Raw genomic sequence first — 26,390 nt, 5'->3', positions numbered from 1 at the left:
TCGGTCGATGCGGTTACACCGAGGTCCTCACCGACCCGTCGGCGCTGGGTTCCCGCTGCTCGGCGCGTACAGGTGTGCCGTCGGCCGCGGTTCGCGCGCGGCGCTCGCGCCACCAGCGTTCGCCGAGCCACACGACGGTGAAGGCGAAGACCACGTAGGCCCAGCCGACCAGCACGTCGATGACGTAGTGCTCCCCGGAGTAGACCAGCGTGAATGTCATCGCCAGCGGGTAGAGGGCCAGCAGCGGCCACCAACGCTTGCGGACCATCAGCGCGAAGAAGAGCACGACCATCAACGCGTAGGCGGTGTGCAGCGACGGCATGGCGGCTACCGGGTTGGCGGCCGCCTGGCCCAGCTTGACGATGCTGAAGGCGCCGTGCATACCCAGTTCCTGGCCGCCGCGGAGGCTCAACCGAGGCACGCTGTGGTCCAGGTAGCCGTTGACCGCGGCCCACCAGGGGGGTGCCGCCGGGTAGACGAAGTACGTGGCCAGGCCGGCCAGGCCGAGGACGAACCAGCGACGCATGAACTGGGCCCAGCGGTGACGGGCGACCAGCCAGAGAACGATCGCGGTGCCGAGCGAGGCGACGAAGTGCGAGAGGTAGACCATGCTGACGAGCGCTTCCCACCACTGCACGTCGTCCGGTACGTAGAGGCGCTGCTGGAGCCAGACGGTCGGCACCTCGCCGCCGGTCATCCAACCGAACATCCACCTGTCGGCGTCGATCATCTCGGTCACGTGCGGCGTACGGATGTTGTCGGCGAAGCCGCGGGACAGGTTGTAGAGGGTCAGCAGCAGGACGACGGGAACCCAGTCCCTGGCGAAGGCCAGGTGCTCGCGCCAGGGACGGCCGAAACGCCAGGCGACAGCGAGCGCCCACAGCCACAGGAACGCGTAGACCGGGTCCGTCGGCAGACCCCACGACAGCACCGCGGCGACGAACAGCGCCACCCAGCACCCCATCGCGAGCGTCCTGCGCCGGCCCGCCGGGGCCTTCCGGTCCAGCTCAGGCGCGGTTCGCTCGTGCTCCTGGTCGACCCGCGCCGGTGGTTCGGCGGCATCGGCGACGACATGGTCGGTCATGGGAGAACTCCTCGATCACGGGTGCGAGCCGGACCGGCCCCAGTCCTGCGTTGCGGAAGGGTACTAGCGCCTTCCTGGACGGCTGATGGGTGGCCCGATCCGCCGCTCCGGCCCGCCGGTGGCGCCGTCCCGTTCCCGGCCGGCCGGAGAATGGCCGGGACGACAGCCGCCAGGGCCACGGCCAGCCAGAGCCGGGCGTTGCCGAGCACGACCTCGTCGCCCAGCGCGGACCCCAGGGACGTCACCGGCACGATCATCACCAGCAGGACCAGAACCGACCAGCCGATCATGAGCGCCCGGCTGGCGCCGACCACCAGCAGCGCGCCGAGCACCAACCACACCTGGTGATGTGTCCAGGACACCGGGGAGAGCACCAACCCAGCGGCACCGACGGTCACGGCCGCGAGCAGCAGGCGATTCTGCCGGTACGCGAGCGAAGCCCGGTACAGCGCCACGGCAACGACGATCAGGCCGATGACGGCGGCGGCGGTCCGGGCGCCCTCGGGCAGACCCCAGCGCAGCATCGCGCCGTTGAGCGACTGGTTGCCGCCGGTGGCGATGTTGCCCACCCGGTTGACGTCCCAGATCTCGGTGAACCAGAACCGCACCGAGTCGCCCGGCAGAACGAGCCAGCCGAGTCCGCTGCACACCACGAACGTGATGGTGGAGACGATCGCGGTACGACGCTGACCGGAGAACCAGTAGTAGGGCACGAAGACCATCGGAGTCAGCTTGATCGCCCCGGCGATGCCGGTCGCTATCCCCCGCCAGCGCGGCGACGCGAGCTGGAGGGCGTCCACCAGGACCGCGGCCACCAGGAAGACGCTGATCTGCCCGAACCGGAAATTGCTAGAGATCGGCGCGGACGCGAACAGCACGAGGGCCAGGAGCGGGGCGAGCACACGCCGGTCCAGGAAGGTGATCTCGGCCCGCCGGGCCACCACCACCGCGATGCCGACCACGACGGCGAACGTGCAGATCTCCCAGATGACGGCCATCGGCGTGAACGGCACCCAGTGCAGCACAGCGAACACCAGGCCGGCGAACGGCGGATAGGTGAACGGCGCCGCGCCGTTCTGCGCCGCGAAGTCGTAGAGGCTGCCGCCGCCCCACAGATCGCCCACCGCGCCGAGGTAGACCTGCATGTCGGAGAGCCGGTCCGGCAACGGCCGGCTCAGCCCGCCCCAAGCCTGCAATCCCGCCACGATGCCGGCCACGATCCAGGCGGCCACGATCAGATTGCGCTTGGTAGGTGTGAGTGCAGCCGAGGGTGAGGGCATCAACTATCCTGTCCGATTTGTGGAGGGCAAAGTATACGGGGCGCCATGTCGGGTCGCCCTCCCCTGAGCCGGGCGGCCGGCGCCACCGGATCGACCGGGCCTGGCCCACCGGGCCCCTGACCTGTGGATCACCCGCGCCGCCCTTGGATCAAGGAGCCGCCCCTCGACCGGGTGGCGGACCGCTCGACCGGGTCGCACGGCAGGATGCGAACCATCGACGGACCGGACCGTCGTGGAATTCATCAAAAGAAGAAACCCCAGGTCGGTGACCTGGGGTTTCTTTCTGAGCCGCCTGTCGGAATCGAACCGACGACCTAAGCATTACGAGACCAAACAAAATCGTTGATCTAGCTGCGCGAACGTCGCTGAACTGCGGAAACGCTTGTCAAGATCTGACAGCACTTCACTGCCTCTGCGGACTTCGCGCGGACCAGATGCGGACTACTCGATCTTGGCCGGTCGTCTCTCGTGGTCGGCGCTACCGCGCACAACCGCACGAGCCCTCAGCGACCATCGCCACCGCCGCACCCCGATATTCGAGGGCAAGCCGCGAAGCGGCGCGGCAGCATCTACGACGCCGACCCGACACCATCGTGGTCCGACGGCACCCTCTGTGCCAGGTAGGTGAGGCAGTTCCTACCGAGAGGAGTGAGCTGCCAGAACGGCTGGTAGTCCCAACGCCCCTGTCCCTCGTCGTAGACGAACCCTAGGCTGACCAGCTTCGCGATGAGCGCCGACAACGCATCTCCAGCCTTGGCCGCGACGGCAAGTTCCGGTTCTGGCCAAGCCTCGATCGTTTGCCCTGCGTCCTTCTCGCCGATCTTCAAGGTGCGCGGACCTGGCGAGGCCAAGACCTGCATGACTCGGATGTGCGGCCCCTCGATCTGTCGAATATTGTCGATCAGGATGTTGCTCTCATCGATCAACGCCTGGTCGTAAACGCCTGATGCGTAGACGCGGGCCAGCAGATCGATCTTCTCCTGATCGAGAGCCCGTGATGCGGCCTCAGCCGCCCGGCTGAGAACCTCCAGCTTCTGTGGATCCGCTACCGCATCATCGAGCAGCGTCTCCAGCGAGGTACCCGACTGCTCAGCAGCAGTAGTCCCGAATCGCTCGACGCGCTCCGCTCGATCGGTCCACTGCTTCACAGCAAATTCGGTCATGCGCTCAGTGGCCGCAGCGGCCAACGCCGGCCCCCCGATCACCAGCAGCGGATTGCTTGTCGCCAAGCCGGCCAGCACGATCAAGCTTCCAACGCCGCCGCCCACCAACGCGCCAGCGGTCTTCGCACTGATCGGCACCACCCAGCTTTGAACCTCACCCATGGCGTCATTGTGTCCGCGTCGATCAAGTCCTGGCCGGCGTGCCGGCCGATGCCGGCGGAGCCCGCCAGCAGGCCGAGCGCGACCGGCCCGCGCCGCGCTTGCGCGGCGCCTTGATCCAGAAAAGACTAATTCGGCAGTCTGTTCATGCCGCAGCATTGGGCGGGCGCGACCGTCGAGCAATTCGTCAAGCACGAGCGAGCAGGTAGGTGTCAGCTTTAGCTGTCAACGCCAGCATATTCATTGCGATTCGTTACGCACGACCGGCGTCATGGCTTGCCGCCCCACTATCTTCCCGGGTCAGATAATCTTGGATAACGAGGGCGGGTGCGGCAGCCAGTTTATGCAGTTCGGCACTCAATATGCTCGCATCCCCTTGGGCCAGCGGTCGAGCGCTGCGCCGGACTTGGGTGGCCCACCCAGAGTCTGTAAAACCAGAAAGTCTGGGAACGAGGGCCGCAAAGTCAACACCATCTCCGTACGGACATAGGTTCATCAGTTCAATCTCGCAGTCGGCTGAAATGATATGTCCGCCAACTATCTGCCGTCGGCTCAAGTAGCGAATTTTGGAAAGCACTCGGGCTTTACCAATGACGCGGCTTCGATGGACTTTTGGATTACCAAAGCATGATCTGGTCGTGTATATGTAAGCAATATCCCCTGCCGATAGGGACCGTGCATCGCCAGGCTTGGTGAAACCCATCTTTGATTGTGTGAGGACCCATGCGAGCGCTCGGCGTTCCCCGATCACGAAAAGGTGAGCCGCCTGATCAACCATGCCCTCACCGTACACGTCCAGATGTCTTCGACAAGGCGCCCAGCGTTGCGGATGGATGAAAACGCCAAGATTGACTAACCGGCGCAAGACTCCTGTCTGTGGTTTGGGTTCGCGCGATGCGTGCGAGACTAGGACACACGTGTTCGAACGCGGGCAAACGCTCCCTGACCCTCGACACAGCTTGGCCGCCCGTGTCCCGTGCTTCCGTTCGCCGCCCGCTGCCGGTCCCTACCCCTGTTCCTAGCGGCACTGCAAACGCCGTCTATGTCATCTGTGCCGTAGCATCGCCCCATGCCACAGCCGATTCAATCGACCCTCTTCGCCGAGCCCGCGGCGGTAACGCGGAGGTCGACGAACAGCACGACCTTTGCGAACAACATGTCCCTGCCAGTTCACCGATGGTTCCGCTACTCAGCTGGCTTCTCCGCGGACTGGGTAGCAACCGAGGTTGAGAAGCATGCCGCAAGACGCGTCCTAGATCCGTTCGCGGGCTCTGGCACGACGCTACTCGCAGCCCAAGCAGTGGGAGCCGAGAGCGCAGGGGTCGAGCTCCACCCCTTTGTCGCTCGCGTAGCTCAAGCTAAGCTCCTCTGGAGCGCCAACGTAGACGAGTTTCGAGTCCGCGCCAAGAAGGTCATTGCTGCTGCCGATGATCTGCAACCTGACTTGTCGGAGGCTAGCGATCTTACCGTCAAGTGCTTCCCCCCGGAGTCGCTTGGTCCCTTGCTCGCTCTTCGTAACGCCCTCGACGAGTACAAGCAGGGGGATGACATCGATGACCTGCTGTGGTTAGCTTTGGTTGCCATCCTTCGTAAGTGTTCACCCGTGGGTACGGCACAATGGCAGTATGTCCTCCCTGGCAAGTCTAAAGCCAAGGTGGCTCTGGCTTTCGATGCGTTCCAAGAGCAAGTAGAGATTATGGGCCGCGACATGGCATTGCGCCAGTCTGAGCTACCTTCCGCGCCACAGGCACTGCTTTCTGAGGCTGACGTAAGGCAACCCTTCGAAATTGGCGAAGGTTGGGCGGACCTAGTGATCACATCGCCGCCATACGCCAACAACTATGATTATGCCGATAGCGCCAGATTGGAAATGACCTTTCTTGGCGATATCGCATCCTGGGGCGACCTTAAGCCGCTCCGGCAAAAACTTGTACGGTCATGTACGCAGCAGATGGCCCGGTATGACGGCCATGCTGTTCTGGAAAGTTCGCCGGGCCTTGATCCCATACGCGCGGAACTCGCCGAGGTTTACGCTGAACTAGCGGAGGTTCGACAGACGAAAGGAGGTAAGAAAGCTTATCACTCGATGATTGTGGCGTACTTCGATGACATGGCCACCGCTTGGCAACAGATTCGACGGTCCACTGCCACTGGTGGCCAAGTATGTTTCGTTGTCGGCGACTCCGCACCCTACGGAGTTCATGTTCCCGTCGAAAAGTGGCTTGGCACGCTTGCTATCGCAGCAGGCTTCCGTGACTGGAGATTTGAGAAGGTTCGCACTCGTAACGATAAGTGGGAAAATCGGAAGCATCGAGTGCCGCTCCACGAGGGACGGCTTTGGGTGGTCGACTGATGGCAGAAGCACCTGGTCACTTGTTAGGGCAGATCATCGGCGGTGTGTTGGAAGCAGCACTCAAGCCTGTTTTGCAGGATCTTGCCCGAAAGCACGACCTTTACCTTGACAGCTTCGGGGATAGGCCGGGGGTCCGCTCAGGGAAGAAGGTGACATGGCGGGACGGTAAGGGTAATGGGCACGATCTCGATTTCGTGCTTGAACGCGGCGGCACCAGGAGTAAGCAGGGGAATCCAGCTGCATTCATCGAGTCGGCATGGCGTCGATATACAAAACACAGCAAAGCTAAAGCCCAGGAAATTTCTGGTGCTTTGGACCCGGTCCTTATGGCATGGGCTAAAGTGAAGCCAACCGGGGCCGCCGTCGTAGCTGGCGAGTGGACCAAGCCAGCTCTCACCCAGCTTACGACCAATGGATACGTTGTGCTTCATTTTGACTTCGTCCGGACAGTGGCGGTATTCTCGCGACACGGGATTGACATCAACGGACTCGGTGAGGGCACCCCAGATCACTTTTGGCAGAAGCAATGCGACGCTTTTAATGGCAAATCTCTACCGAAGCGCCAAGAGCTAGCTGCCGATCTGCGCGAGACCATGAAAAAAGATCTTGAAGTCTTTGTTGCGGAGCTAGAGGGGCGCATTATTCGCAAGGTCGACTACGTCACTGTAGTTCCTCTGCATGGCAATCCGCAACAGTTCACCGAACTAGAGCAAGCCATCTTGGCTATCGACTCTTACTCAATCGGTCCCGCGACTGCGCGATTTATTCGGTTCGAAGTTAGGCTGGTCTACACCAACGGCGATCACATTGAGGCTAGTTTTGCCGGCGCCATTGATGCGATTGCGTTCCTTCGAACCTTTGCTTAGTTAGGTCGGCCACTCGAAGGCAGCTGCCGCCCTTCCGCCATCCCATCCAGCCTTCATGGCATAGAGCAGGGGTGTGGTCGCACGTTAGGTCGGTGAGTATTTCCAACGCATCCCTGCGCTCGAGCACCGGCCCTCGATGTGGCTGACTCCGACCCTGGACAGTTACGGCCCGGTCCACTCGATCCACGCCGGGCGGCCGTGTGCCTGCCGTCGCCGGCACACCGACGATGACCCGCTGCTCGGCACACCCATCGACCCGGCCCGGTACGACTATCGGCGCGGCCTGGGACGCCGTCCATTTCCCACGGCTGCTCGACAGGTATTGGCAGAACCTGCGCCGCGCCGTGGGTTGGAACGTCCAGTACGCAGGCGCCGGGTCAACGTGGCGGTGGTATTCAGCGAAGTACGTGGGGAGCTGATCGAGGGCACTCCGAAGAACCACCAGCGGCGCTCCGTGCCGATCCCGCGTTTCCTCGTCGAGGAACTGGCCGCTCACGTTGCCGGCAAGTCCAGAGACGCGCTCGTGTTCACTTCGCCGAACGGAGGGCCGCTGCGGAACACGAACTTCCGGCCCCGGTTCTTCACTCCGGCGGCGGAATCGGTGGGCCTGACCGGCCTGACTCCGCACGACCTGCGGCACACTGCGGCGTCTCTCGCTGTGGCGGCCGGCGCCAACGTCAAGGCGGTCCAGCGGATGCTCGGCCACGCCTCCGCGGCCATGACCCTCGACGTGTACGCGGACCTCTTCGAGGGCGACCTCGACCACGTAGCGGACCGCCTCGACCAGACCGCCACACGGGGCGCGGACCATCTGCGGACTGCGGGCTTACCGGACGCCGTCGTCGATCTCTTCAAAAGAAGAAGCCCAGGTCACTGACCTGGGCTTTCTCCCCGAGCCGCCTGTCGGAATCGAACCGACGACCTACGCATTACGAGTGCGTCGCTCTAGCCGACTGAGCTAAGGCGGCAACAGTGACTCAGTGTACGGCATCGACCGACCGCCGCTCACCCGGGTTGCTCTTCCGCGCGGGCGGTTGTCGTACCCCGCGACTAGTGTGCCTGTCGTGACGAACGATCAGTCGATGCCTGTCGTTCCGCAGCCGCGTCCGGCCGAGGCGGAGCGGGCCGTGCCGTCGCGGCCGAGCAGTCTCGATCCGCAGCAGCTCGGGTTCACGCCCCGGAAGCCGATCGGCTGGCTCGCGCCGCTGCTGCTGCTCAGCACCGGCCTGCGGGCGCTGCTCGCCATCCTGTTCGGCGCGTACATGGACAAGCGGGAGCTGCAGAACGCGCTGGATGACGACTTCTTCGATCACTCGGCGACCGCCGACGGCGAGATCTGGCTGGACTACGTCGCCGACCTCGGGGACGGCTTCGACGCGACGTATTCGATCGCCTGGCTGCTCGCCCAGCGCGAGCTCGCCGTGGACGGCGCCGTGCTGCCGCGCGGGCGGCTGCTGCTGATGGGCGGCGACCAGGTCTACCCGCTGGCCAGCGGCGACGGCTACGAGAACCGGATGAAGGGGCCGTACCGCGCGGCGTTGCCGGAGGCGCCGCCCGGGGAGCCGCGCCCCACGCTGTTCGCGCTGCCGGGAAACCATGACTGGTACGACGGGCTGACCGCCTTCCTGCGCCTGTTCGCCCGCCGCAAGGACGGCCACATCGGCGGGTGGCGCACCGAGCAGCGCCGGTCGTACTTCGCCGTGAAGCTGCCGGGCAACTGGTGGCTGTTCGCGGTCGACGAGCAGTTCGGGGCGTACATCGACGATCCGCAGCTGCTCTACTTCGAGCGGGCCGCCCGGCAGGTCGAGCCGGACGACCGGGTCATCCTGATGACGCCGTCGCCCACGTGGGTGAAGGCCGAGGTCCACCCCGAGGCGTACGACGCGGTCGACTACTTCATCCGCACCATCCTCGCGCCCACCGGTGCCCAGGTGCGCGTGCTCGTCTCCGGGGACCTGCACCACTACGCGCGCTACACCGGCGAGGACCGGGAACTGATCACCTGCGGGGGCGGCGGGGCGTACCTTCTGGGCACCCACAAGCTGCCGCAGCGGCTCGTCGTGCCGCCGCGCGAGAGCATGACCCGCAACCGCAGCCGCAGCCGGGAGTACGACCTGGTGGCCCGCTTCCCGGACGTACGGACGTCCCGGCGGCTGAGCTGGGGCGTGTTCCACCGGGTGCCGCGACGCAACGCCGGCTTCGCCACGATGCTCGGCATCATCCACACCCTGACCATGCTGCCGATGGCCGGCGCGGCCCGGCAGGGCGGCAGCATCCAGCGGCTGTTCAGCATCCCGCTGGTGCTGATGCTCGTGCTGATCCTGGCCGGTACGGTGCTGTTCGCGAAACCGCCGGGCGCGGCCTCGTCGAAACACGCGCGGCACTGGATCCTCGGCGTCACCCACGGCCTGGCACAGATCGCGCTCGCCGCCGGGGGCACGTGGGTGTGGCTGCGGCTGCCGTTCCAGGACTGGGCGTGGCCGGGACCGTTCGCCATCGCGGCGATCCTGTACGGCCCGGTGATCGCCGTCGCGGCGACCCAGCTGCTGGCGCTCTACCTGCTGGTCGCCGGAGCGTTCGACGTCAATCTCAACGAGCTGTACGCCGGGCAGGGCATCGAGGACGCGAAGAGCTTCCTGCGCCTGCACATCGACGCGACCGGCACGCTGACCATCCACCCGCTCGGCGTGCACCGGGTCTGCCACAGGTGGGCGGCCGACCCGGACGGTGAGCCGCACGCGCCGTGGCTGCGCCCCGAGCAACCCCTCACCGTGCACCGCATCGAGCCACCGATCGTCATCGCCGGGCCGGGCACGCCCCACCCCGGCCACGCCACGATCCCGACCGCGCGCGGCGGCCGGGAGTAGGCCGCTGCCCCGCGCGCGGGCTGCTCACCCGGGCTCCGAACGACCACTTTCAGCATCGGGTCGGTCCGCGCCTGGTCGCGCCGTTGGGCAGGTGTCATGATCGCTGCGCCGCGGGGAACTGCCCGGGGGTCGTCCCGGTGACGTGCACGAAGTCCCGGATCATGTGCGCCTGATCGGCGTAGCCTACGGCGGCGGCCAGATCGGCCTGAGTGGTGCTCTCCCGACGCAGCCGCTCAGCGGCCGCCTGCAGCCGCCGGCGCTGGATGAGGCACTTGGGGGTGAGCCCGAGGCGGCGGCGCAGGAGGCGCTGCAGGGCTCGCTCGCCGATGTCGAACCGCTCGCAGATCTGCGCGACCTGCAGCAGTTCCCGATCGTTCTCGACGGCGGCGACCAGAGCGTTGACGAGTTCGCCGTCCGCGTCGAGCGGCAGGAAGCGTCGCAAGGTGTCCTCGCACGCGCCCATGACGGCTCGGTGGGCCGCCGGGTCGTGCGGATTCGGCGCCATAAGGCTCCGTACCCGGTCGGCGACGGCTCGCCCGTCGTCGCCGAGCACCTCCTCCAGGTCGACGTAGCGGTCATTGAGGTCGCCGACCGGGCCGGCGATCCTGTGACCCGCAGCCGGCGCCAGCACCAACCCGACGGCCCATCCGTCACCGCTGAGCGTCGTCGTCGACAGCTCGGGCGCGACGCCGTAGAAGCGCGCGTAGTCGCCGCCGATCACGACGAGGCAGGCGGGATCCTGCAGGATCCGCTGCGGCGCCTCCTCCCCCGGCGGCACGGACCAGACCGGAATCCAGAACCGACGCAGCAGCCCGGCGAGGTCCGCGCTCGCGGCGTGCCGGTAGGTCCGGTGACAGGCGTCGGGCGGGCCGGTCAGATGCGCCAGCTCCGCCGGGTTACGGCGCACCGTGCTCACGACGACGCCGGCCTCAGCGTCGACGTCGATGCCGCCGGCGGTGTCGGGTTTCATCAAGTCCCACCTGGAGCCATGCTCATAGGGTCCCACGCATGACCGACACCGCGACGCAGTACCAGACCGCCCTCCGCCCGTTGACCGCCGTCGTCGAGGCGGTGCCGCCGCAGGCATGGGACGCGCCCTCCCCCTGCGCGGGCTGGAGCGCGCGGGACGTCGTCAGGCATCTCGCCGAGACCCAGCATGAGACGCTGACCACCAACGGCGTGAATCTCGGCAGTGCGCCGGACTTCGACACCGACCCGGTCGCCGCGTGGCACCAGCACACCCGGCGTGTGCTCGACGCCCTGGCGGATGACGACCACGTCGGCCGGACCATCGACTGGTTCTTCGGCCCGACGACGATCGGGGCGACTTTCGAGCAGTTCTACGTGTGGGACATGTACATCCACCGGTGGGACCTGGCCCGCGCCGCCGGGCTTGACGCCGGCCTCACCGACGCCGAGCTCGACCGGATCGAGCAGGGCGCCGACCGCCTCGGCGAGGCTCTGCACATGGACGGCATGTGCCGACCAGCGATCACCACCACCGACGGCGATCGCACCACCCGGGTTCTCGCACGTCTCGGCCGGGTTGCCTGACCCTCGGCGACGGTGCGGACCAGATGGTCCCCGGGGCCGACCTGCTCGGTGGGTGACCTGGTCATCCACCCGGTCCCGTGGAGCTCAGCCTTCGCTGTATCGCTCCTCATGTGCCTGTCTCGGCCCGCAGACGGAAGCTCGTGAGCACGAGCATCGGGAGCCGTCCGCATCCATCCGCACGATCACGGAGTCTTTGGGGACGCTGTGTGCGACCACCCGACCGTCGCCTTCAGGCGTCGTCACTCGCGAGCCGATGGAGGGGGCGGACTCCGCAAAACGGGCGTACAGCGGATGTTCATACTTCAGGCAGCACATCAGGCGTCCGCAGGCGCCGGAGATGCGCAGCGGATTGAGCGGCAGGTCCTGGTCCTTCGCCATCCGGATGGTGACCGGCTCGAAGTCGGTGAGGAAGGTGGCACAGCACAGGTCCCGGCCGCACGAGCCGATGCCGCCCTGCACCCGGGCCGAGTCGCGGGCGGAGAGCTGGCGCAGCTCGACCCGGCAGTGCAGGGTGGCGCCGAGGTCCCGGACCAGTGAGCGGAAATCGACCCGGTGCGGGGCGGTGAAGTAGATCGTCGTACGCGGGCCGTTGGCGCCGCCCTGGTCCAGCACGTGATCGACGGCGACAACCTTCATCGGCAGCTCGTGCGCCTTGATCAGTTTCTTGGCGGCGACCTTGGCCTCGGCCTTGCGCTTGCGGAGCAGCTCGTCGCGGCGCAGGTCGTCGTCGGCGGCGAGCCCCATGATCTTGGGAAAGCCGTCGGTGTCCTCGGTGACCCATTGCGGCGCCCAGACGCACTCCGCCACCTCGGGGCCGTCGTCGGTCGGCACCAGCACGCGGTCGCCGACCGAGGGCGTGAACTCACCCGGGTCGAGGTAGTAGAGGCGGCCATACCGGTTGAAGCTGACCGCGCACAGCATGCCCATGCGACCAACCCTACGGCCCCGAGCAAGCCGCACCAAATGCCGGTTTTGAACTACCCGCGAGGGTTGTCGCATAGATACCGCGCAACCACCCCCATCGACCTTCGTTGGCCAGTCCCGTAGACGCCGCCCCGGCGGCTCGCGTCGAAAGGAACCGCCATGACACCCGCCAGGTCGATGGCCGCCAGCGTCGCCGCGCTCGGCTTCGCGGGCGCGCTCGCCGCGCCGCTGCCCGCGCTCGCCGCATCGCCCGAGGTGAGCGCCGCGGCGCGGGCCGCGTCGATGCCCCCACCCGGGGTGGCGGCACCCGGCCCCGGAGTCTCGCCGTCCCGGCTCGCCGCGGCGATCGGCGGGCCGGTGGCGGCGGGGGCCGGGCGCGCCGGATCCGCCGCCGGGCGCGCCGGATCCGCCGCCGGGCGCATCGCTCCGGCGCGGTGTGCGCGGGCCGAGCGGTATGCGGCGCAGGCCGAGGCGGAGCTGCTCCGGGTGCAGCGGCTGGACCTGCGCGGTGTCCCGCAACGCGAGCACGAGGGAGGGATCCCGGAGGGCGAGGGCCGGGAGCGGCCGTCGACGACGCCACCGGAGAGCACCGGGCCGGCGCCGGAGGAGCCCGGCGCGGGCACTCCGGCGCCGGGTGGCGGGCGGCCTCCGGCCGGCTCGGGTACGACGGACAGCGCCCCGCCGTCCCCGCAGAGTCCGGGCGGCTCCGGCGGTCCGGCCCGCCCCGACGGCCCAGGAGGCGCGAACGGCGGTCCGGCCGACGGGCCGCCGAGCGTGAACGGCAGGCCGGCCGACGGGCCGCCGGACCCGGCCGGTGCCCGCGACGGCACCGGATCGAACGTGTCCGCCCCGGTGGCGCCACCGGCTGGCAGGCTCGTTCCCGCCACGCTCGGCCGCCGCCCGGGGGACCGTGCACCGCTGATCCGCGGTGTCGGGGTCGGCGACGCCCGTACCGTCATGATCGCGAACGCGCCGGTGAAGTCCGCGGCGGCCGGGCTGGTGCTGAACGGTCGGGCACCCGGCGCGCCCGCCGCGGAGCAGGTGTTGCAGCAGGCGCCACCGTCGCACCCGGAGCCGACCGAGCAGCACACCGGGCCGGGGCGGTTCGGACCGCTCCAGGTGGGTGGCGGAACCGTGTCCGCGTACGCGCGCTGGGAAACGGCGATGGGCTGCGGGGCGGCCGGCGGGGAGATCTCACGGTCCGCGACGAGGCTGGACAGCGTCACGCTGACCGGCGGGAACGGGGAGCTGGTGCGCGTACCGGAAAGGATGTCGAGCCTGAGCAGCACCGCGCTGAACCGGCGCGGCGGACGCGCGGAATCGGTCGCCTCGGCGACCGTGAACGCCGGCCGGATCGACCTCGCCGGTGGCCGGGTGCGGGTCCGGGTGCTGCGGGCGCCGACCCTGCGGGTCGGCATGTCGGCCGTGGACGGTGGCGAGGTCCGCTATCGGCCCGCGGTCGTCGAGGTGTCCGGCTCGGGCCTTTCCGGTACGCGTCTCGACGCGCCCGGTGACCACGTCGACGTCACCCTGCGCGACCTCGGGCCGGTGACCGAGTCCGAGCTCGTACCGGTGCTGCCCGCCGGGGCCTCGCCGCTACCGTCGATTCCCGGGCTGCCGGCGCCGTCCACGGCGAAGTCCGGCCCGCCGGGAGCCGGGGCACCGGCGGCGGACGGCACCGGCGGGGTGATCGTCCGGGTGTCGCTCGGCGAGGCCCGGCAGGCCACGAAGGGGCGCGCGCTCGTGGCCCGGGCCACCGCGATCAAAGTGTCGGTGCTGCGTACCGCCGGTGCGGCCGGGGACGGGCGGAAACCGTCCACGGTGGTCGCCGACCTCGGCATCGGGATGCTGGAGGCGGCCGCCGTGACGCCGGAGCCCGGCGAGCGGTCCGCCGGGGCCGGAACGCGGGCGACGCGCGAGACGCTGCCGATCACCGGTCCGCCGATCGGGCAGCTCTTCATCACCGGGGCGGGGCTGCTGGCCGGCGGGCTGTGCGCATTCCTGCTGGGCGGCCGGCAGCGCCGCCGGGACTCATGATGTTCCGGATCGCCCGCTCATCGGGCGGCCGGCAGCGCCGCCAGGACTCATGATGTTCCGGATCGCCCGCTCAGCAGGCGCCGGGGGAGACTGCGGACGTCGGGATGAGCGACATGCCCGGCTCCGCGTCACGACAGTGACTTGGTGGTCGCCTACCGGCCGGATCGGGCCGGTTCGGTAGGCGGCCACCAACCAGCGGCACCTGCACGACCTGTCGATCGTGCGGGCACACGGGTTCCGCGGTCAGGGGCGGGCCGCCGCCGGATCGGGCGTGGGGCGAAACCGTCGCGGCGGATCCAGTGTTCGGTGCAGACGATGCGGTCCGGCTCGATGACGACCAGGGTCTCCGCGGGTGGTTCGGTGAGCGGGCGGCCGCGTCGGGCGTGTTCGCTCTCCCGGCGGAACCCCTCCCGGCAGGGCAGCCGCGCCGGGTCGTCCGGCCGGGCACCCGGGCGCGGCCGAGGAGTCGCGCCGCGGCTGCTGGCCGGCCCGGCCAGCGGCGCGCAGAGACCGACCGAGACCCGCGGGTCACCGGCGATGTTGCGCATCTTCGGCGATCTCGGCGAGGCGGTGAACATCGCGCGACCCGTTGCCGGCGGTCAGACCGGCTGCGGGGATCTCAGCGGAGCGGCGTCCGCCAGGAGATGCTCGGCGCGGTCGTAGCTGTCACCGACCGTGCGGAGCAGCAACGCCGCGACGTCAGCGGCGGCGCGGGCCTCGCCGGAATCGGGGAAGCCACCGCCGGTGGCCAGGGCCATCGCCTCGGCGGAGGTGAGAGCCTCGGCCAGGGCGCCGGCCAGCTCGTGACGGGAGCTGGTCATCCAGTCGGTGAGCGCGTCGGCCAGGTCGGCGGTCGCGGTCATCCGGCGGGAGAGGCTGTCCGGGCCGGCGTTGAGTTGCTCGGCGGCGCGGCGGCGGGCCGCTTCGTACGCCTCGGCGGCGTCGCCGGTCCAGCTCGTGGCCACGGGCAGCGCGTCCGCCGTGTCGGCGCAGGCCCGGGCCTGCGCGCGCAGCTGCGGCGCCGCCTCGGCGACCGCGGCCGGGCGCAACGCGGCGACCGCCCGGGCCGCGTCGCCGGGAAGCAGCCGCACCCGGCGCAGCTCGGGCCAGACCCGGTGCCCCTGCGGCGCGCCGGCCGTGGACAGCACCTGGTCGACCCGGCTCAGCAAAGGTCCGGCGGCGGCCATCAATCGATCGAGCGGGTCCATCACAGCCCCCGCAGGAGACGGCGCTGGACGGCCTCGTCGGTCTCGGCGTAGTCGCGCGATCCGTCCCGCACCGACTGGGCCAGATCGGACAGCCGCTCGGCGAGCTTGGCCGCCTCACCGGCTCGGGCCTGCAACACCGCGGTCCAGCTCTCGTGCAGTCGCCGGCCCACCCGGCCGGGACGCCCGGCGTCGTCGGCGCCGAACACCGCGCCGCCCGGCTGCAGCTCGGGGACACGCCGGTCGATCGTGGCCAGCGCGGCGGCGGCCCGGTCGATCCGGTCAGCGAGTCGGTCCATGTCAGTGGCCCTCCAAGGAGTGCAACGAGCCGAAGATTTCGGCGTGCAGCTTCTCCCGTGCCCAGCGGGCCGCCTCGGTGGCGCTGGTGACGACGGCCTTCAGCTGCCGCGAGAACTCGACGGTGTCGCGCTGCCGCAGGCCACCGTGCACCCGGACGTCGACGATGTCGCCGGCCGCGGTCACCACGACCTCGATCGACTGGTCCGGCGAGTGCACCGAGACCTGGTGCGCCGCCACGGCCTGGTCGAACTCGGCGCGCAGGCCGTCGATGCGCTTGTACCGGTCGATCGCCTCATCGATCCACGCCTCATCGATCTCCCGGGCCATGCACCGAGCTCCTCACCACGCGTCATGTCGCCGTCGCGTTCCGGAAGCAGAATCTACCGGCCCCGGAGGGGCCGTGGTGTCCTCTGTGGATAACTTCCGTACGGCGTCACGCCCGGATACACCGGTGGCGGGACGGCGGCCGGGCGGCCGGCGACAGCCCGAAGCGGACGCGGGCGGCAGGACCGGGCGGCACGGAACGAACACGGGGGCGGCGACAGGATCACGCCGCGGGGACGGGGCATCCGGCGGACGACGACAGGACCGCGCCGCGGGGACCGGACACCCGACGGACGACGACAGGACCGCGCCGCGGGGACCGGACACCCGACGGACGACGACAGGACCGCGCCGCAGGGACCGGACATCCGACGGACGACGACAGGACCGCGCCGCAGGGACCGGACACCCGACGGACGACGACAGGACCGCGCCACGGAGACCGGACACCCGACGGACGGGGGCAGCCGCGCGAGCAGGCCCCACCCCGAAGACCGCCCGCCCGCTGGAGGGCGCGTTGCGCGACCCGGACGGGGGACAACCGGTCCGGACGATGTCGGAGCTTCGCAATACCATCGTCGGGTGACCTCGCACGATGTCTTCTCCGACCTGGTGGGCCAGGACGAGCCGGTCGAGACCCTGCGCCTGGCCGCCGCGGCCGCCGCCCGAGTGGTGGCCGGCGAGCCGGTCGGCAGCGGGGCGATGACCCACGCGTGGATCTTCACCGGGCCGCCCGGCTCGGGGCGGTCACTGGCCGCGCGCGCGTTCGCCGCGGCGCTGCAGTGTCAGCGGGAGGGGAGCGGCTGCGGCGAGTGTCACGGCTGCCACACCGTGCTCGGCCGCACGCACGCGGATGTGCGCTTCGTCGTACCGGAAGGGCTTTCCATCGGCGTCGGGGAGATGCGCGCCCTGGTGTTGCGTGCGGCCAGTGCGCCGTCCGGGGGGCGCTGGCAGGTCGTGGTGATCGAGGACGCCGACCGCCTCACCGAGGCGGCCGGCAACGCGCTGCTCAAGGCGATCGAGGAGCCGCCTCCGCGGACGGTGTTCCTGCTCTGCACCCCGTCCACGCATCCGGACGACATCTCGGTGACGATCCGGTCCCGGTGCCGGGTGGTGGCGCTGCGCCAGCCGCCCGCCGACGCGCTGGCCGCGGCGCTGGTGGAGCGGGACGGCCTCGCCGCGGAGACGGCGGCCTGGGCGGCCGCGGCGGCGCAGGGCGACATCACCCGGGCCCGGCTGCTGGCGGCGGATGCGGACGCCCGCGCCCGGCGGGAGGCGGTGCTGGCGGTGCCGAAACGGCTGACCGGGGTGGGTGCCTGCTTCGACGTGGCGGCGACCCTGGTCACAGCGGCGAAGGCGGAGGCCGCGGCGAGTGTGACGGAGACCGACGCCGCGGAGCGTTCGGCGCTGGAGCAGGCGCTCGGCGCGGGCGGCACCGGCCGGGGCGCGGCCGGCGCGATGCGCGGGGCGGCCGGGCAGATCAGGGAGCTGGAGAAGAGGCAGAAGTCGCGGGCCACCCGGGCGCAGCGCGACGCGCTCGACCGGGCGCTGGTGGACCTGGCCGGGTTCTACCGGGATGTGCTGGTCACCGCGCTGCGCGCGCCGGTGGCGGTGGTGCACGGGGACGCGGCGCCGCAGTCCGAGGCGGCGGCGCGCAAGTGGTCGCCGGAGAGCACGCTGCGCCGCTTGGAGGCGGTGCTGGCCTGCCGGGAGTCGATCAATCAGAACGTCAAACCGGAGATCGCCGTCGAGACGATGATGCTCAACCTCTGGAAGGGCTGAGCGTCCGCGCCGGGAGCGGCTGCGCCGACGGACGGTGCCGGCGCAGCCTGGTCTCCGATGCGGCGTGCTGGCCTCAGCGGCGGACCAGCAGGAACGTGTCCCGCAGCGTGTTCCACGCCGGCTTGACCTGGAAGTTCTCGTCAGCCGGGGTGGCCGACCCCTCCCCCTCGAAGACGCCGGGCACCCACGAGTACTTGTCGGTGAATCCCCACACCGTGTACGACACACAGTGCTTCACCAGCAGACAGGCGCGCAGCAGCGACCCGAATCCCTCGGCCTGCGCCTGCACCTTCGCACTGTCGGTGGGCAGCTGCATCCGCACGTCGACCTCGGTGAACGCGGTCTTCAGCCCGAGCTTGTCGAAGCGCCGCACGTTCTCCAGGACGGTGTCGGGGAAGCCGTAGTGCACGGCCAGGTGGCCCTGCATCCCGTACCCGTGCACCGGCACGCCCTGCGCCCGCAGCTGCTTGACCAGGGCGAAGTACGCGTCGCTCTTGGCGTTGATGCCCTCGTTGTTGTAGTCGTTGAGGAACAGCAGCGCCTTCGGGTCGGCCTGGTGGGCCCAGCGGAACGCGTCGGCGATGTAGCCGGGGCCGAGCGCCCGCAGCCAGATGGTGTCGCGCAGGGTGCCGTCCTCGTTGAAGACCTCGTTGGCCACGTCCCAGGCCCAGATCCGGCCCTTGAAGTGGCCCATCTCGGCGAAGATGTGGTTGCGCAGGATGGTGCGCAGCTGCGCCGGGGTGTACGTGGCCTCGGTCAGCCAGGCCGGGTTCTGGCTGTGCCAGACCAGGGTGTGCCCGCGGACCAGCTGCCCGTTCTGGCGGGCGAAGTCGACCAGCCGGTCGGCGGCGGCCCAGTCGTACACGCCGGGCTGCGGCTCGACGGCCTCCCACTTCATCACGTTCTCCGGGGTGACCGTGTCGAACTCACGGGCCACGCCCTCCCGGTACGGCGTGTCGGCGGCGAGCGCGGACATGTCGACGGCGGTGCCGATCCGTACACCGGAGCCGCGCGCGGCGGCCCGTAGCGAATCGTCGTCCGCCCGTGGGTGGGCGCCGGCCGGCGTGGAACCGGCCATGGCGATACCGACCGCGAGGACCGCGGCGATGCGACCAAGTCTCATCTGAAAAGCCTCCGAAAGTTTCGAGGACGTGGCGAAACGTTATGCACAATGAGTGGGAGCCGTCAAGATTGTCCATCGATGATCGAGCGAGCGTTCGCATCGCGCAGCAGCGGATATTCCGCTCTTGACGCCATAGATGAGCGGCTCTACGTTACGAAGATCTGTCCCGAAGATTTCCGAAACTTTCGGAGAGTGACATGACTACCAGACGCCGGGTCCTCGCACTCACCGGTGCCGCCGCGGCCGTCGGCACGCTGCCCGGCAGCCCCGCCGCCGCGGCCGGCGCGCCCGGGGAGGTCGCCAGCTGGGCGGCCGTCGCGACCACGATCCCGCCCACCGCGCCCCTGGTCCTGACCGATCAGACGGTGCGCCAGGTGGTCCGCCTCAGCCTCGGCGGCGACCGGCTGCGGATCCGGCTCACCAACGAGTTCGGCGACACCCCGCTGCGGATCGGCGAGGTACGGGTGGCGCTGCGCGCCGGCAGCGGCGCGAGCACCGACGCCGTGCCCGGCACGGACCGCCGGGTCACCTTCGGCGGGCGCGGGTCGGTCACCGTCCCGGCCGGCGCGCCGATCGTCAGCGACCCGGTCGCGCTGCGCGTCCCCGGCGGCGCCCACCTGGTGATCAGCATCCACCTGCCGGAGCGGACCCCGGTCACCACGCTGGCCGCGTTCGCGTTCCAGGACAACGTGATCGCCGCCGGCAACGTGACGGCGGCTCGGCACGTGACGCCGAGCAGCACGATCCAGCAGTACCTGTTCCTGTCCGGAGTGAGCGTGCAGGCCGCCGGCAGCGCGATCGTCACGCTCGGCGACTCGATCACCAACGGCGCGAACACCGCCGCGAACGCCGACCACCGCTGGCCCGACCTGCTCGCCGCGCGGCTGCGCGGGGTGCGCCTGCGCCGCGGGGTGGCCAACGTCGGCGTCTCCGGCAACCGGCTGCTGCACGACCCGAACCCACCGGTCGGCAGCCCGGCTGTCGGGTATGCGGCGTACTTCGGGCAGAGCGCGCTGCGCCGCTTCGACCGGGACGTGCTCGCCCAGCCCGGCGCGGCGTTCCTGGTGGTCCTGCTCGGCGTGAATGATCTCGGGCATCCGGGGACGTCCGCGCCGCCGGACGAGGTGGTCTCGGCGGACGACCTGATCTGGGCTCACCGCCAGTTGATCGCGCGGGCGCATCAGGCCGGGCTGCGGGCGTACGGCGCGACCGTGCTGCCGTTCAAGGACGACACGCTCGGCTTCTACAGCCCGGAGAACGAGCGCAAGCGGACCGCGCTGAACCGGTGGATCCGCGCCTCCGGCGAGTACGACGGGGTGATCGACTTCGACGCGGCGGTGCGGGATCCGGCCGATCCGCTCCGGCTGAACCCCGCCTACGACAGCGGCGACCACCTGCACCCGAACGACGCCGGGATGGCCGCGATGGCGGCCGCCGTGCCGCTGCGGTTGTTCCGCGATTAGGAGCCGCCCCGGGCCGCCGCCGACGGCCCGGGACCGGCAACCGCGGCGCCCGCCGTCAGGGGCGGCCGTCCACCGGGGGCTTCTCGGCCCCGCTGGGCGCCACCGGCCCCTCGCCGGCCGGATCCACCGGAGTGGCCGCGGACTCCGCCGAAGCAGCCCCGGATCGCCCCGAAGTGGCCGCGGACTGCGCCGGAGTAGCGGCGGACTGCGGCGGAGTAGCCGCGGACTCCGCCGGGGTAGCCGCGGACTCCGCCGGGGTAGCCGCGGACTCCGCCGGGGTAGCCGCGGACTCCGCCGGGGTAGCCGCGGACTCCGCCGGGGTAGCCGCGGACTCCGCCGGAGTGGCCGCGACCAGCAGCGGGGTCAGGCGCTCCGACACCGCGGCCGCGATCTGCTCGGCCGGCCGCGCCGCGTCCAGCACCAGGTAGCGCTTGGGGTCGGCGGCGGCCAGGTCGAGGAACGCGTACCGGACCCGCTCGTGGAAGCCGCGGGATTCGCTCTCCAGCCGGTCGGCGCCCGCGCCCCGGGCGCTGACCCGGCTCAGGCCCACGCCCGGGTCCACATCGAGCAGGACCACCAGGTCGGGCTTGAGGCCGCCGGTCGCCCAGGAGGAGAGCCAGGAGATCTCCTGGACCGGCAGGGTACGCCCGGCTCCCTGGTACGCCAGCGACGAGTCGACGTACCGGTCGCTGATCACCACCGCGCCGCGGGCCAGCGCCGGGCGGACCACGGTGGCGACGTGGTGCGCGCGGTCGGCGGCGTACAGCAGGGCCTCGGCCCGGGGCGAGGGCCCCGCGCCGTGCTCCTTGTCCAGCACCAGGGCGCGGATGCGGGAGCCGATGTCGGTGGCGCCCGGCTCCCGGGTGACGACCACGTCCCGGCCCTCCGCGCGCAGCGCGTCGGCCAGCCGGTTCACCTGGGTGGACTTACCGGCCCCCTCGCCGCCCTCGAAGACCACGAAGACCCCGGTCCGGACGAACTCCTCCGGCGGGGCGAGCGGGCGGCCCCGGACCGAGCCGAACAGGTCGCCCAGGACCGGCACGCCCTTCTTGTCGTCCATCTGCCGGAACGCGCCGACCCCGACCCAGATCCCGATCGCGCCGGCCACCAGCAGCAGCACCCGGGTGGACGATACGTCGACGCTGACCGCGCCCAGGTCGAGCTGCCGGGAGCTGCCCAGGCCGACGAGCAGGCCGGCCAGGGTGATGGCCAGCAGCAGCACCATCCGGACGCCGATCTGCACCACGGCGAAGACCCGGCCGCGGACCGCGTCCTCCACCTCGCCGTAGAGCAGGGTGAGACCGGCCAGGAACGCCATGCCCGCGCCGGCGCCCACCAGCAGCGCCCCGAGCAGGGCCATGGACAGGTGGAAGGCCAGGCCCAGGAACATCACCGAGCCGCTGGACAGCACGATGCTCATGCCGAACCAGCGGCGCCGGGACAGCTCCTTGACGATCATCGGGCCGAGCCCGATACCGACCGCCAGCCCCAGGAAGATGACGCCGAAGAGCAGCGAGAAGGCCGCCTCACCGGCGCCCAGCGAGGTGGCGTACGTCCGGGCCGCGCCGATCACCACGCCGCCGGCCGCGAAGGCGCCGAAGATACCCAGCACCAGGCCGCGGACCAGCGGGGTACGCCCGATGTACTTCCACCCGTCCAGGAACTGCCGGGTCATGCTCTGCTCGGCGGCCTGCTCCCGGGCCGCGCTCTTGCCGCCGATCTCCCGGATGCCGAAGAACACGACCAGCGCGGTGGCCAGCCGGGACAGCGCGTTCAGGTAGAGCGCCAGCTGCACCGGCTGCGCCCAGTCCGGCAGGGTGACCCCGGAGTGCTGCACGCCCGCGGTCAGCGCGGACAGGCCGAGGGCGGCCAGGATCGGCGTGATGCCGTACGTCGTGACCAGGGTGAGCTGGTTGGAGATCTCGATCCGGGATTTCGGGATGAGGTTCGGTACCGCGGCCTCCTTGGCCGGGATCCAGATCAGAGTGATCGTCTCGCCGACGAAGGTGGCGATGGTGGCCCAGGTGACGGTGAGCCCGGCGGACCCGCCGAACAACGGGACCAGCGGGATCGAGCCGTAGAACACGAACCGGATCAGGTCGGTGATCACCATTGTGTAACGCCGGTCGAACCGGTCGGCGAAGACACCCGCGATCGGCCCGAGCAGCAGCGCCGGCAGCAGGCGCACGGCGATCGTGCCGCCGAACGCGGCGCCCTGCGCCGCCGAGTTGTCGAACTGGGCGGAGGCGAAGAGACCGGTGGCCAGCAGGCCGATCCAGTCGCCGAAGGACGCGAGCCCGAGCACCAGCCAGAGCCGGCGGAACGGACGGATGCGCAGGACCGAGCGCAGCGCGGCCGCACCCGATAGGTCTACCGGCGCGGTCTCCTGGCGGCTTTCGGTGTTGATGGCCCTACCTCCCCGTGGTCACTGCTCGCCAGCACTGTATCCGGCCGCCCCAGGTCATCGGGGGTGCGCACCTTCGGGTGGAGCAGAGATGAGCGTCTTTCGGGTTGGTCGGGTTCGGGATAGCGTGCGCGTGTGCTCACCGACCGCGACGCGCTACGCCGGCGACTCGAGAAGGCCACCGGTCACCTGGAGACTCCGATCGCGGTGGTCGATCTGGCCGCGTTCGACGACAACGCGGACCGGCTGACCGCCCTGGCGGCCGGGAAACCGATCCGGGTGGCCAGCAAATCGGTGCGCTGCCGGGCCCTGCTGGAGCGGGTGCTGGCCCGGCCGGGATGGCGCGGCGTGATGGCGTACACCCTGGCCGAGGCGATCTGGCTGGTGCGCCGCGGGGTGACCGACGACGTGCTGGTGGCGTACCCGACCGCGGACCGCGCCGCGCTGCGCGAGCTGACCGGCGACCAGCGGCTGGCCGCCGCCATCTCGATCATGGTGGACCACCCGTCCCAGCTGGATCTGGTCGACCGATCGGCGCCGGGCGCCCGGCCGGACGTCCGGCTCTGTCTCGATCTCGACGCGTCGTGGAGGCCCGCCGGAGCGCTGCACGTCGGGGTCCGCCGCTCCCCGGTGCACTCCGCCGCCCAGGCCGGGTCGCTGGCCCGCCGGATCGCCGCGCGGCCGGGGTTCCGGCTGGTCGCGATGATGTCGTACGAGGCACACATCGCCGGCGTGGGCGACGCCCCGCCGGGCCGGGCCCTGCGCGCCCGCGCCATCCGGCTGATGCAGAGCCGCGCGTGGGCGGAGCTGCTGGAGCGGCGCGCCGCGGCGGTCCGGGCGGTCCGCGAGCACGCCGAGCTGGAGTACGTCAACGGCGGCGGGACCGGCAGCGTCGCCGCCACCGGCGCCGACCCGTCGGTCACCGAGGTCACCGCCGGCTCCGGCCTGTACGGCCCGACCCTGTTCGACGCGTACCGCAGCTGGCGGCCCACCCCGGCGGCGTTCTTCGCGCTCTCCGTGGTCCGTCGCCCGGCGCCGCGGATCGCCACCGTGCTGGGCGGCGGCTGGATCGCCTCGGGGCCGGCGGAGGCGTCCCGGCTGCCCACGCCGTACCTGCCCGAGGGGCTCTCGTTCAAGGGCGACGAGGGTCCCGGTGAGGTGCAGACACCGCTGCGGGGCGCGGCCGCCGACCGGCTGCGCCCGGGCGACCGGGTGTGGTTCCGTCACGCCAAGGCCGGCGAGCTGTGCGAGCACGTCAACGAGTTGCAGCTGATCGACGGCGAGACAGCGGCGCCGGCCCCGACGTACCGGGGAGAGGGCCATGCCTTCCTGGGCTGACCCCCGGCACGCTTCAGGCCGAGACGTGCCGGTGCAGGTACTCCCGGATCAGCGCCTTGACCTCGGTCAGCACCGACTCGTCCCCGCTCGGGTCGCGCCGGAACGCCAGCTTGATCAGCGCGTCGGCGGCCTCCACCGAGATCTGCAGCGCGAACCGCAGCCGGGCCCGGTCCATCAGCTGGAACTGCTGCATCAGCAACTCGGCCAGCCGCTCGGCGATCACCGCGTTGTTGTCCCGGTCGGAGTCCAGCAGGTGCAGGTCGACGACGTCGCCGAAGTGCAGCGTACGGAAACCGGGGACGCTGCGGTGCATGTGGATGTAACCGTCTATCGCCGCATCCACCGCGTCCCACCAGTGGGTGAACGTCTCCGCCGCGAACCGGTCGGAGAGGCTCTGCAGATAGGCGTCCATGTTGCGCAGTGCCAGGGCCTGGACGATGGCCCGCTTGTCCGGGAAGAACTGGTAGACCGAGCCGATGGCAACCTCGGCGCGCTCCGCCAGCAGGGTGGTGGTCAGGCCCTCATAGCCGACCTCGTCCACCAGCTCGGCACAGGCGTCGAGCATGCGTTGTACCCGGGCAACGCTTCTGCCCTGCACCGGAACCCGCCGCAGCGGGCCGGTGGTGACGGTTGGTGTCGACACGCGTCGCCACTCCCTCTCAACAGTGAGATCTGTTCGCGACGGTGGAGACCTCCTGCACAGGACCGGCAGCCGCCGGGTTCCAGGTAGGTCGCGACAGATCTCAGGGATAAATCGAACGTTACTCGGATCAACGAGCGAGGCGCATCGACGGGACGCCAGGTGCTGGTGTCCGCTCGGACGGAGGACAAAAGCCGGAATGACTACACCCGTTATCGCCCGCCGGTGGACCAATTGGGCGCGCACTCAGCAGTCCGTCGCCCAGGTGCTCGCCCCGGGCGGCATCGACGAGGTGGCGGCCATGGTCACTGCCTCGGCCCGGGCCGGACGTCGGATCAAGACGGTCGGCAGCGGACACTCGTTCACCGCCATCGCGGTCGCCGACGACCAGCGCATGGTGCTGCACCGGTTGAACCAGCTCGTCTCGGTCGACGCTCCGCTGGTCACCGTGCAGGCCGGGATGCCGTTGTCCACTCTGAACGCGGTGCTCGCCCGGCACGGGCTGGCCATGCCGAACCTGGGCGACATCGACATGCAGACGGTGGCCGGCGCGATCTCCACCGCCACGCACGGCACCGGGATCGGGCACTCCACACTGGCCTCCTGCGTGGCGGCGGTCACCATGGTCACCGCCTCCGGCGAGATCCGGACGTACGGCCCGGACTCGCCCGAGTTCCCGGCGGTGCGGGCCGGGCTGGGCGCGCTCGGCGTGCTCGTCGAGGTGACCCTGCGCTGCGTGCCGGCGTTCACGCTGCGCGCCGACGAGCGGCCGATGGCGCTGGCCGACGTGCTGGCCGGCCTCGACGACTGGATCCCGGGCAACGATCACGTGGAGTTCTACTGGTACCCGTACACCGACCGGGCCCAGCTGAAGATCAACAACCGGGTGACGGCGGACGACCGGCCGCTGCCGCGCCTGCGCGGCTGGATGGACGACGAGTTCCTGTCCAACACGGTTTTTCAAGGTGTATGCGAAATCGGACAACGGTGGGCGGGCGTGGTGCCGACCCTGAACGCGGTCGCCGCCCGCGCGCTGAGCGCCCGCAGCTACACCGGCCGATCGGATCGGGTCTTCTGCACCCGGCGCCGGGTCCGCTTCACCGAGATGGAGTACGAGATCCCCCGCGCCGCCCTGCCCGAGGTGATCGACGCGCTGCCCCGGTTGATCGACGCCCTGCCGTTCCGGGTGCTCTTCCCGGTCGAGGTGCGCTTCACCGGCCCGGACGACGTCTGGCTGTCGCACGGGTACGGCCGGGAGTCCGCCTACATCGCCGTGCACCAGTTCCACGGCAGCCCGTACGAGCCGTACTTCCGCGCGCTGGAAGCGCTCTGCGAGCCGCTGGGCGGGCGGCCGCACTGGGGCAAGCTGCACTACCGGACCGCGGCGGACCTGCGCCCGGCGTACCCGAGATTCGACGACTTCCTGGCGGTACGCGACCGCCTCGACCCGGCCCGCGTCTTCACCAACGACTACCTGGACCGCGTCCTGGGGTGACCCGGTCCGCCCGGTGCCCGGCGGGAGGC

The 26,390-nt window shown here is 70.2% G+C and carries 20 protein-coding genes, 1 tRNA gene and 2 pseudogenes; 11 read left to right on the top strand and 12 right to left on the bottom strand.

From position 1 onward, the window contains the following. Positions 1 to 13: 13 nt before the first annotated feature. The 3 genes from ACTEI_RS01510 to ACTEI_RS01500 all read right to left on the bottom strand — a co-directional run bounded on the left by ACTEI_RS01510 (position 14) and on the right by ACTEI_RS01500 (position 3,689). On the bottom strand, positions 14 to 964 hold the full coding sequence (locus ACTEI_RS01510; protein ID WP_239082544.1) for a phosphatase PAP2 family protein: 951 nt from the start codon (positions 962 to 964) through the stop codon (positions 14 to 16). Positions 965 to 1,080: 116 nt separating this feature from the next. Further along, complete coding sequence (locus ACTEI_RS01505; protein ID WP_122975990.1) at positions 1,081 to 2,364, bottom strand: glycosyltransferase 87 family protein; 1,284 nt, start codon at positions 2,362 to 2,364, stop codon at positions 1,081 to 1,083. Positions 2,365 to 2,933: 569 nt separating this feature from the next. After that, positions 2,934 to 3,689 carry a hypothetical protein gene (locus ACTEI_RS01500; protein WP_122975989.1) on the bottom strand — a complete coding sequence of 252 codons (756 nt, stop codon included), beginning with the start codon at positions 3,687 to 3,689 and terminating at the stop codon, positions 2,934 to 2,936. Between the two features lie 1,066 nt (positions 3,690 to 4,755). Between ACTEI_RS01500 and ACTEI_RS01495 the strand changes: the two genes are divergently transcribed. The 4 genes and pseudogenes from ACTEI_RS01495 to ACTEI_RS01490 all read left to right on the top strand — a co-directional run bounded on the left by ACTEI_RS01495 (position 4,756) and on the right by ACTEI_RS01490 (position 7,782). Next, on the top strand, positions 4,756 to 6,039 hold the full coding sequence (locus ACTEI_RS01495; protein WP_203723741.1) for a class I SAM-dependent methyltransferase: 1,284 nt from the start codon (positions 4,756 to 4,758) through the stop codon (positions 6,037 to 6,039). Beyond that, complete coding sequence (locus ACTEI_RS36655; protein ID WP_145830795.1) at positions 6,039 to 6,905, top strand: DNA methylase; 867 nt, start codon at positions 6,039 to 6,041, stop codon at positions 6,903 to 6,905. The genes ACTEI_RS01495 and ACTEI_RS36655 overlap by 1 nt, the downstream gene beginning before the upstream one ends. An 88-nt stretch (positions 6,906 to 6,993) precedes the next feature. Beyond that, positions 6,994 to 7,276: pseudogene (locus ACTEI_RS37975) on the top strand (replication initiator); the annotation flags it as partial. 11 nt (positions 7,277 to 7,287) lie between these two features. Then, positions 7,288 to 7,782 carry a site-specific integrase gene (locus tag ACTEI_RS01490; RefSeq protein WP_239082538.1) on the top strand — a complete coding sequence of 165 codons (495 nt, stop codon included), beginning with the start codon at positions 7,288 to 7,290 and terminating at the stop codon, positions 7,780 to 7,782. A 17-nt stretch (positions 7,783 to 7,799) separates the two neighbouring features. Here the strand turns inward: ACTEI_RS01490 and ACTEI_RS01485 are convergent. Then, positions 7,800 to 7,873, bottom strand: a tRNA-Thr gene (locus ACTEI_RS01485). Between the two features lie 114 nt (positions 7,874 to 7,987). Between ACTEI_RS01485 and ACTEI_RS01480 the strand changes: the two genes are divergently transcribed. Continuing rightward, positions 7,988 to 9,772: a metallophosphoesterase gene (locus ACTEI_RS01480; protein ID WP_203723740.1), complete on the top strand. Its 1,785-nt coding sequence runs from the start codon at positions 7,988 to 7,990 to the stop codon at positions 9,770 to 9,772. A gap of 94 nt (positions 9,773 to 9,866) precedes the next feature. Here ACTEI_RS01480 and ACTEI_RS01475 read toward each other — a convergent pair whose 3' ends face one another. Then, positions 9,867 to 10,742, bottom strand: coding sequence for a helix-turn-helix domain-containing protein (locus tag ACTEI_RS01475; RefSeq protein ID WP_122975986.1), 876 nt, complete (start codon positions 10,740 to 10,742; stop codon positions 9,867 to 9,869). 38 nt (positions 10,743 to 10,780) lie between these two features. On the opposite strand from ACTEI_RS01475, the gene ACTEI_RS01470 reads away from it, so the two are divergent. Continuing rightward, the gene (locus ACTEI_RS01470; protein WP_122975985.1) at positions 10,781 to 11,326 is read left to right on the top strand and encodes a TIGR03086 family metal-binding protein; all 546 of its coding nucleotides are present in this window, start codon (positions 10,781 to 10,783) and stop codon (positions 11,324 to 11,326) included. Between the two features lie 84 nt (positions 11,327 to 11,410). Here the strand turns inward: ACTEI_RS01470 and ACTEI_RS01465 are convergent, their stop codons facing one another. Beyond that, complete coding sequence (locus ACTEI_RS01465; protein ID WP_122975984.1) at positions 11,411 to 12,253, bottom strand: PSP1 domain-containing protein; 843 nt, start codon at positions 12,251 to 12,253, stop codon at positions 11,411 to 11,413. Between the two features lie 156 nt (positions 12,254 to 12,409). On the opposite strand from ACTEI_RS01465, the gene ACTEI_RS01460 reads away from it, so the two are divergent. After that, on the top strand, positions 12,410 to 14,287 hold the full coding sequence (locus ACTEI_RS01460; RefSeq protein WP_145830794.1) for a hypothetical protein: 1,878 nt from the start codon (positions 12,410 to 12,412) through the stop codon (positions 14,285 to 14,287). Positions 14,288 to 14,886: 599 nt separating this feature from the next. On the opposite strand, the gene ACTEI_RS01450 is transcribed toward ACTEI_RS01460, so the two are convergent. Genes ACTEI_RS01450 through ACTEI_RS01440 form a run of 3 tightly spaced genes read right to left on the bottom strand, consistent with a single transcriptional unit; the run spans position 14,887 to position 16,119 of the window. Further along, on the bottom strand, positions 14,887 to 15,495 hold the full coding sequence (locus tag ACTEI_RS01450; protein ID WP_122981854.1) for a hypothetical protein: 609 nt from the start codon (positions 15,493 to 15,495) through the stop codon (positions 14,887 to 14,889). Then, positions 15,495 to 15,791 carry a hypothetical protein gene (locus ACTEI_RS01445; protein WP_122975982.1) on the bottom strand — a complete coding sequence of 99 codons (297 nt, stop codon included), beginning with the start codon at positions 15,789 to 15,791 and terminating at the stop codon, positions 15,495 to 15,497. The genes ACTEI_RS01450 and ACTEI_RS01445 overlap by 1 nt, the downstream gene beginning before the upstream one ends. Position 15,792: 1 nt before the next feature. After that, positions 15,793 to 16,119 (bottom strand): YbaB/EbfC family DNA-binding protein, encoded by a 327-nt coding sequence (locus ACTEI_RS01440; RefSeq protein WP_122975981.1) that lies wholly within the window; start codon positions 16,117 to 16,119, stop codon positions 15,793 to 15,795. Positions 16,120 to 16,755: 636 nt separating this feature from the next. Between ACTEI_RS01440 and ACTEI_RS01435 the strand changes: the two genes are divergently transcribed. Then, positions 16,756 to 17,898, top strand: coding sequence for a DNA polymerase III subunit delta' (locus ACTEI_RS01435; protein ID WP_425321054.1), 1,143 nt, complete (start codon positions 16,756 to 16,758; stop codon positions 17,896 to 17,898). Between the two features lie 73 nt (positions 17,899 to 17,971). On the opposite strand, the gene ACTEI_RS01430 is transcribed toward ACTEI_RS01435, so the two are convergent. Further along, positions 17,972 to 19,021 (bottom strand): endo-1,4-beta-xylanase, encoded by a 1,050-nt coding sequence (locus ACTEI_RS01430; RefSeq protein WP_122975979.1) that lies wholly within the window; start codon positions 19,019 to 19,021, stop codon positions 17,972 to 17,974. Positions 19,022 to 19,218: 197 nt separating this feature from the next. On the opposite strand from ACTEI_RS01430, the gene ACTEI_RS01425 reads away from it, so the two are divergent. Next, positions 19,219 to 20,484, top strand: a complete 1,266-nt coding sequence (locus tag ACTEI_RS01425) for an SGNH/GDSL hydrolase family protein (RefSeq protein ID WP_122975978.1) — start codon at positions 19,219 to 19,221, stop codon at positions 20,482 to 20,484. 181 nt (positions 20,485 to 20,665) lie between these two features. On the opposite strand, the pseudogene tmk reads toward ACTEI_RS01425, so the two are convergent. Next, positions 20,666 to 22,789 (bottom strand): annotated as a pseudogene (gene tmk / locus ACTEI_RS01420) (dTMP kinase); the annotation flags it as partial. A gap of 234 nt (positions 22,790 to 23,023) precedes the next feature. On the opposite strand from tmk, the gene ACTEI_RS01415 reads away from it, so the two are divergent. Then, positions 23,024 to 24,226 (top strand): amino acid deaminase/aldolase, encoded by a 1,203-nt coding sequence (locus ACTEI_RS01415; protein WP_122975977.1) that lies wholly within the window; start codon positions 23,024 to 23,026, stop codon positions 24,224 to 24,226. Between the two features lie 13 nt (positions 24,227 to 24,239). Here ACTEI_RS01415 and ACTEI_RS01410 read toward each other — a convergent pair whose 3' ends face one another. Next, on the bottom strand, positions 24,240 to 24,869 hold the full coding sequence (locus tag ACTEI_RS01410; protein ID WP_122975976.1) for a TetR/AcrR family transcriptional regulator: 630 nt from the start codon (positions 24,867 to 24,869) through the stop codon (positions 24,240 to 24,242). A 196-nt stretch (positions 24,870 to 25,065) separates the two neighbouring features. On the opposite strand from ACTEI_RS01410, the gene ACTEI_RS01405 reads away from it, so the two are divergent. Continuing rightward, complete coding sequence (locus ACTEI_RS01405; protein ID WP_122975975.1) at positions 25,066 to 26,361, top strand: D-arabinono-1,4-lactone oxidase; 1,296 nt, start codon at positions 25,066 to 25,068, stop codon at positions 26,359 to 26,361. Positions 26,362 to 26,390 lie beyond the last annotated feature (29 nt).

The organism is Actinoplanes teichomyceticus ATCC 31121 (genome assembly GCF_003711105.1).
In the GTDB taxonomy this organism is placed as follows: Bacteria; Actinomycetota; Actinomycetes; order Mycobacteriales; family Micromonosporaceae; genus Actinoplanes; species Actinoplanes teichomyceticus.
Note: the sequence above shows the minus strand (reverse complement) of the source record. Positions and strands in the feature narration are given on the sequence as shown.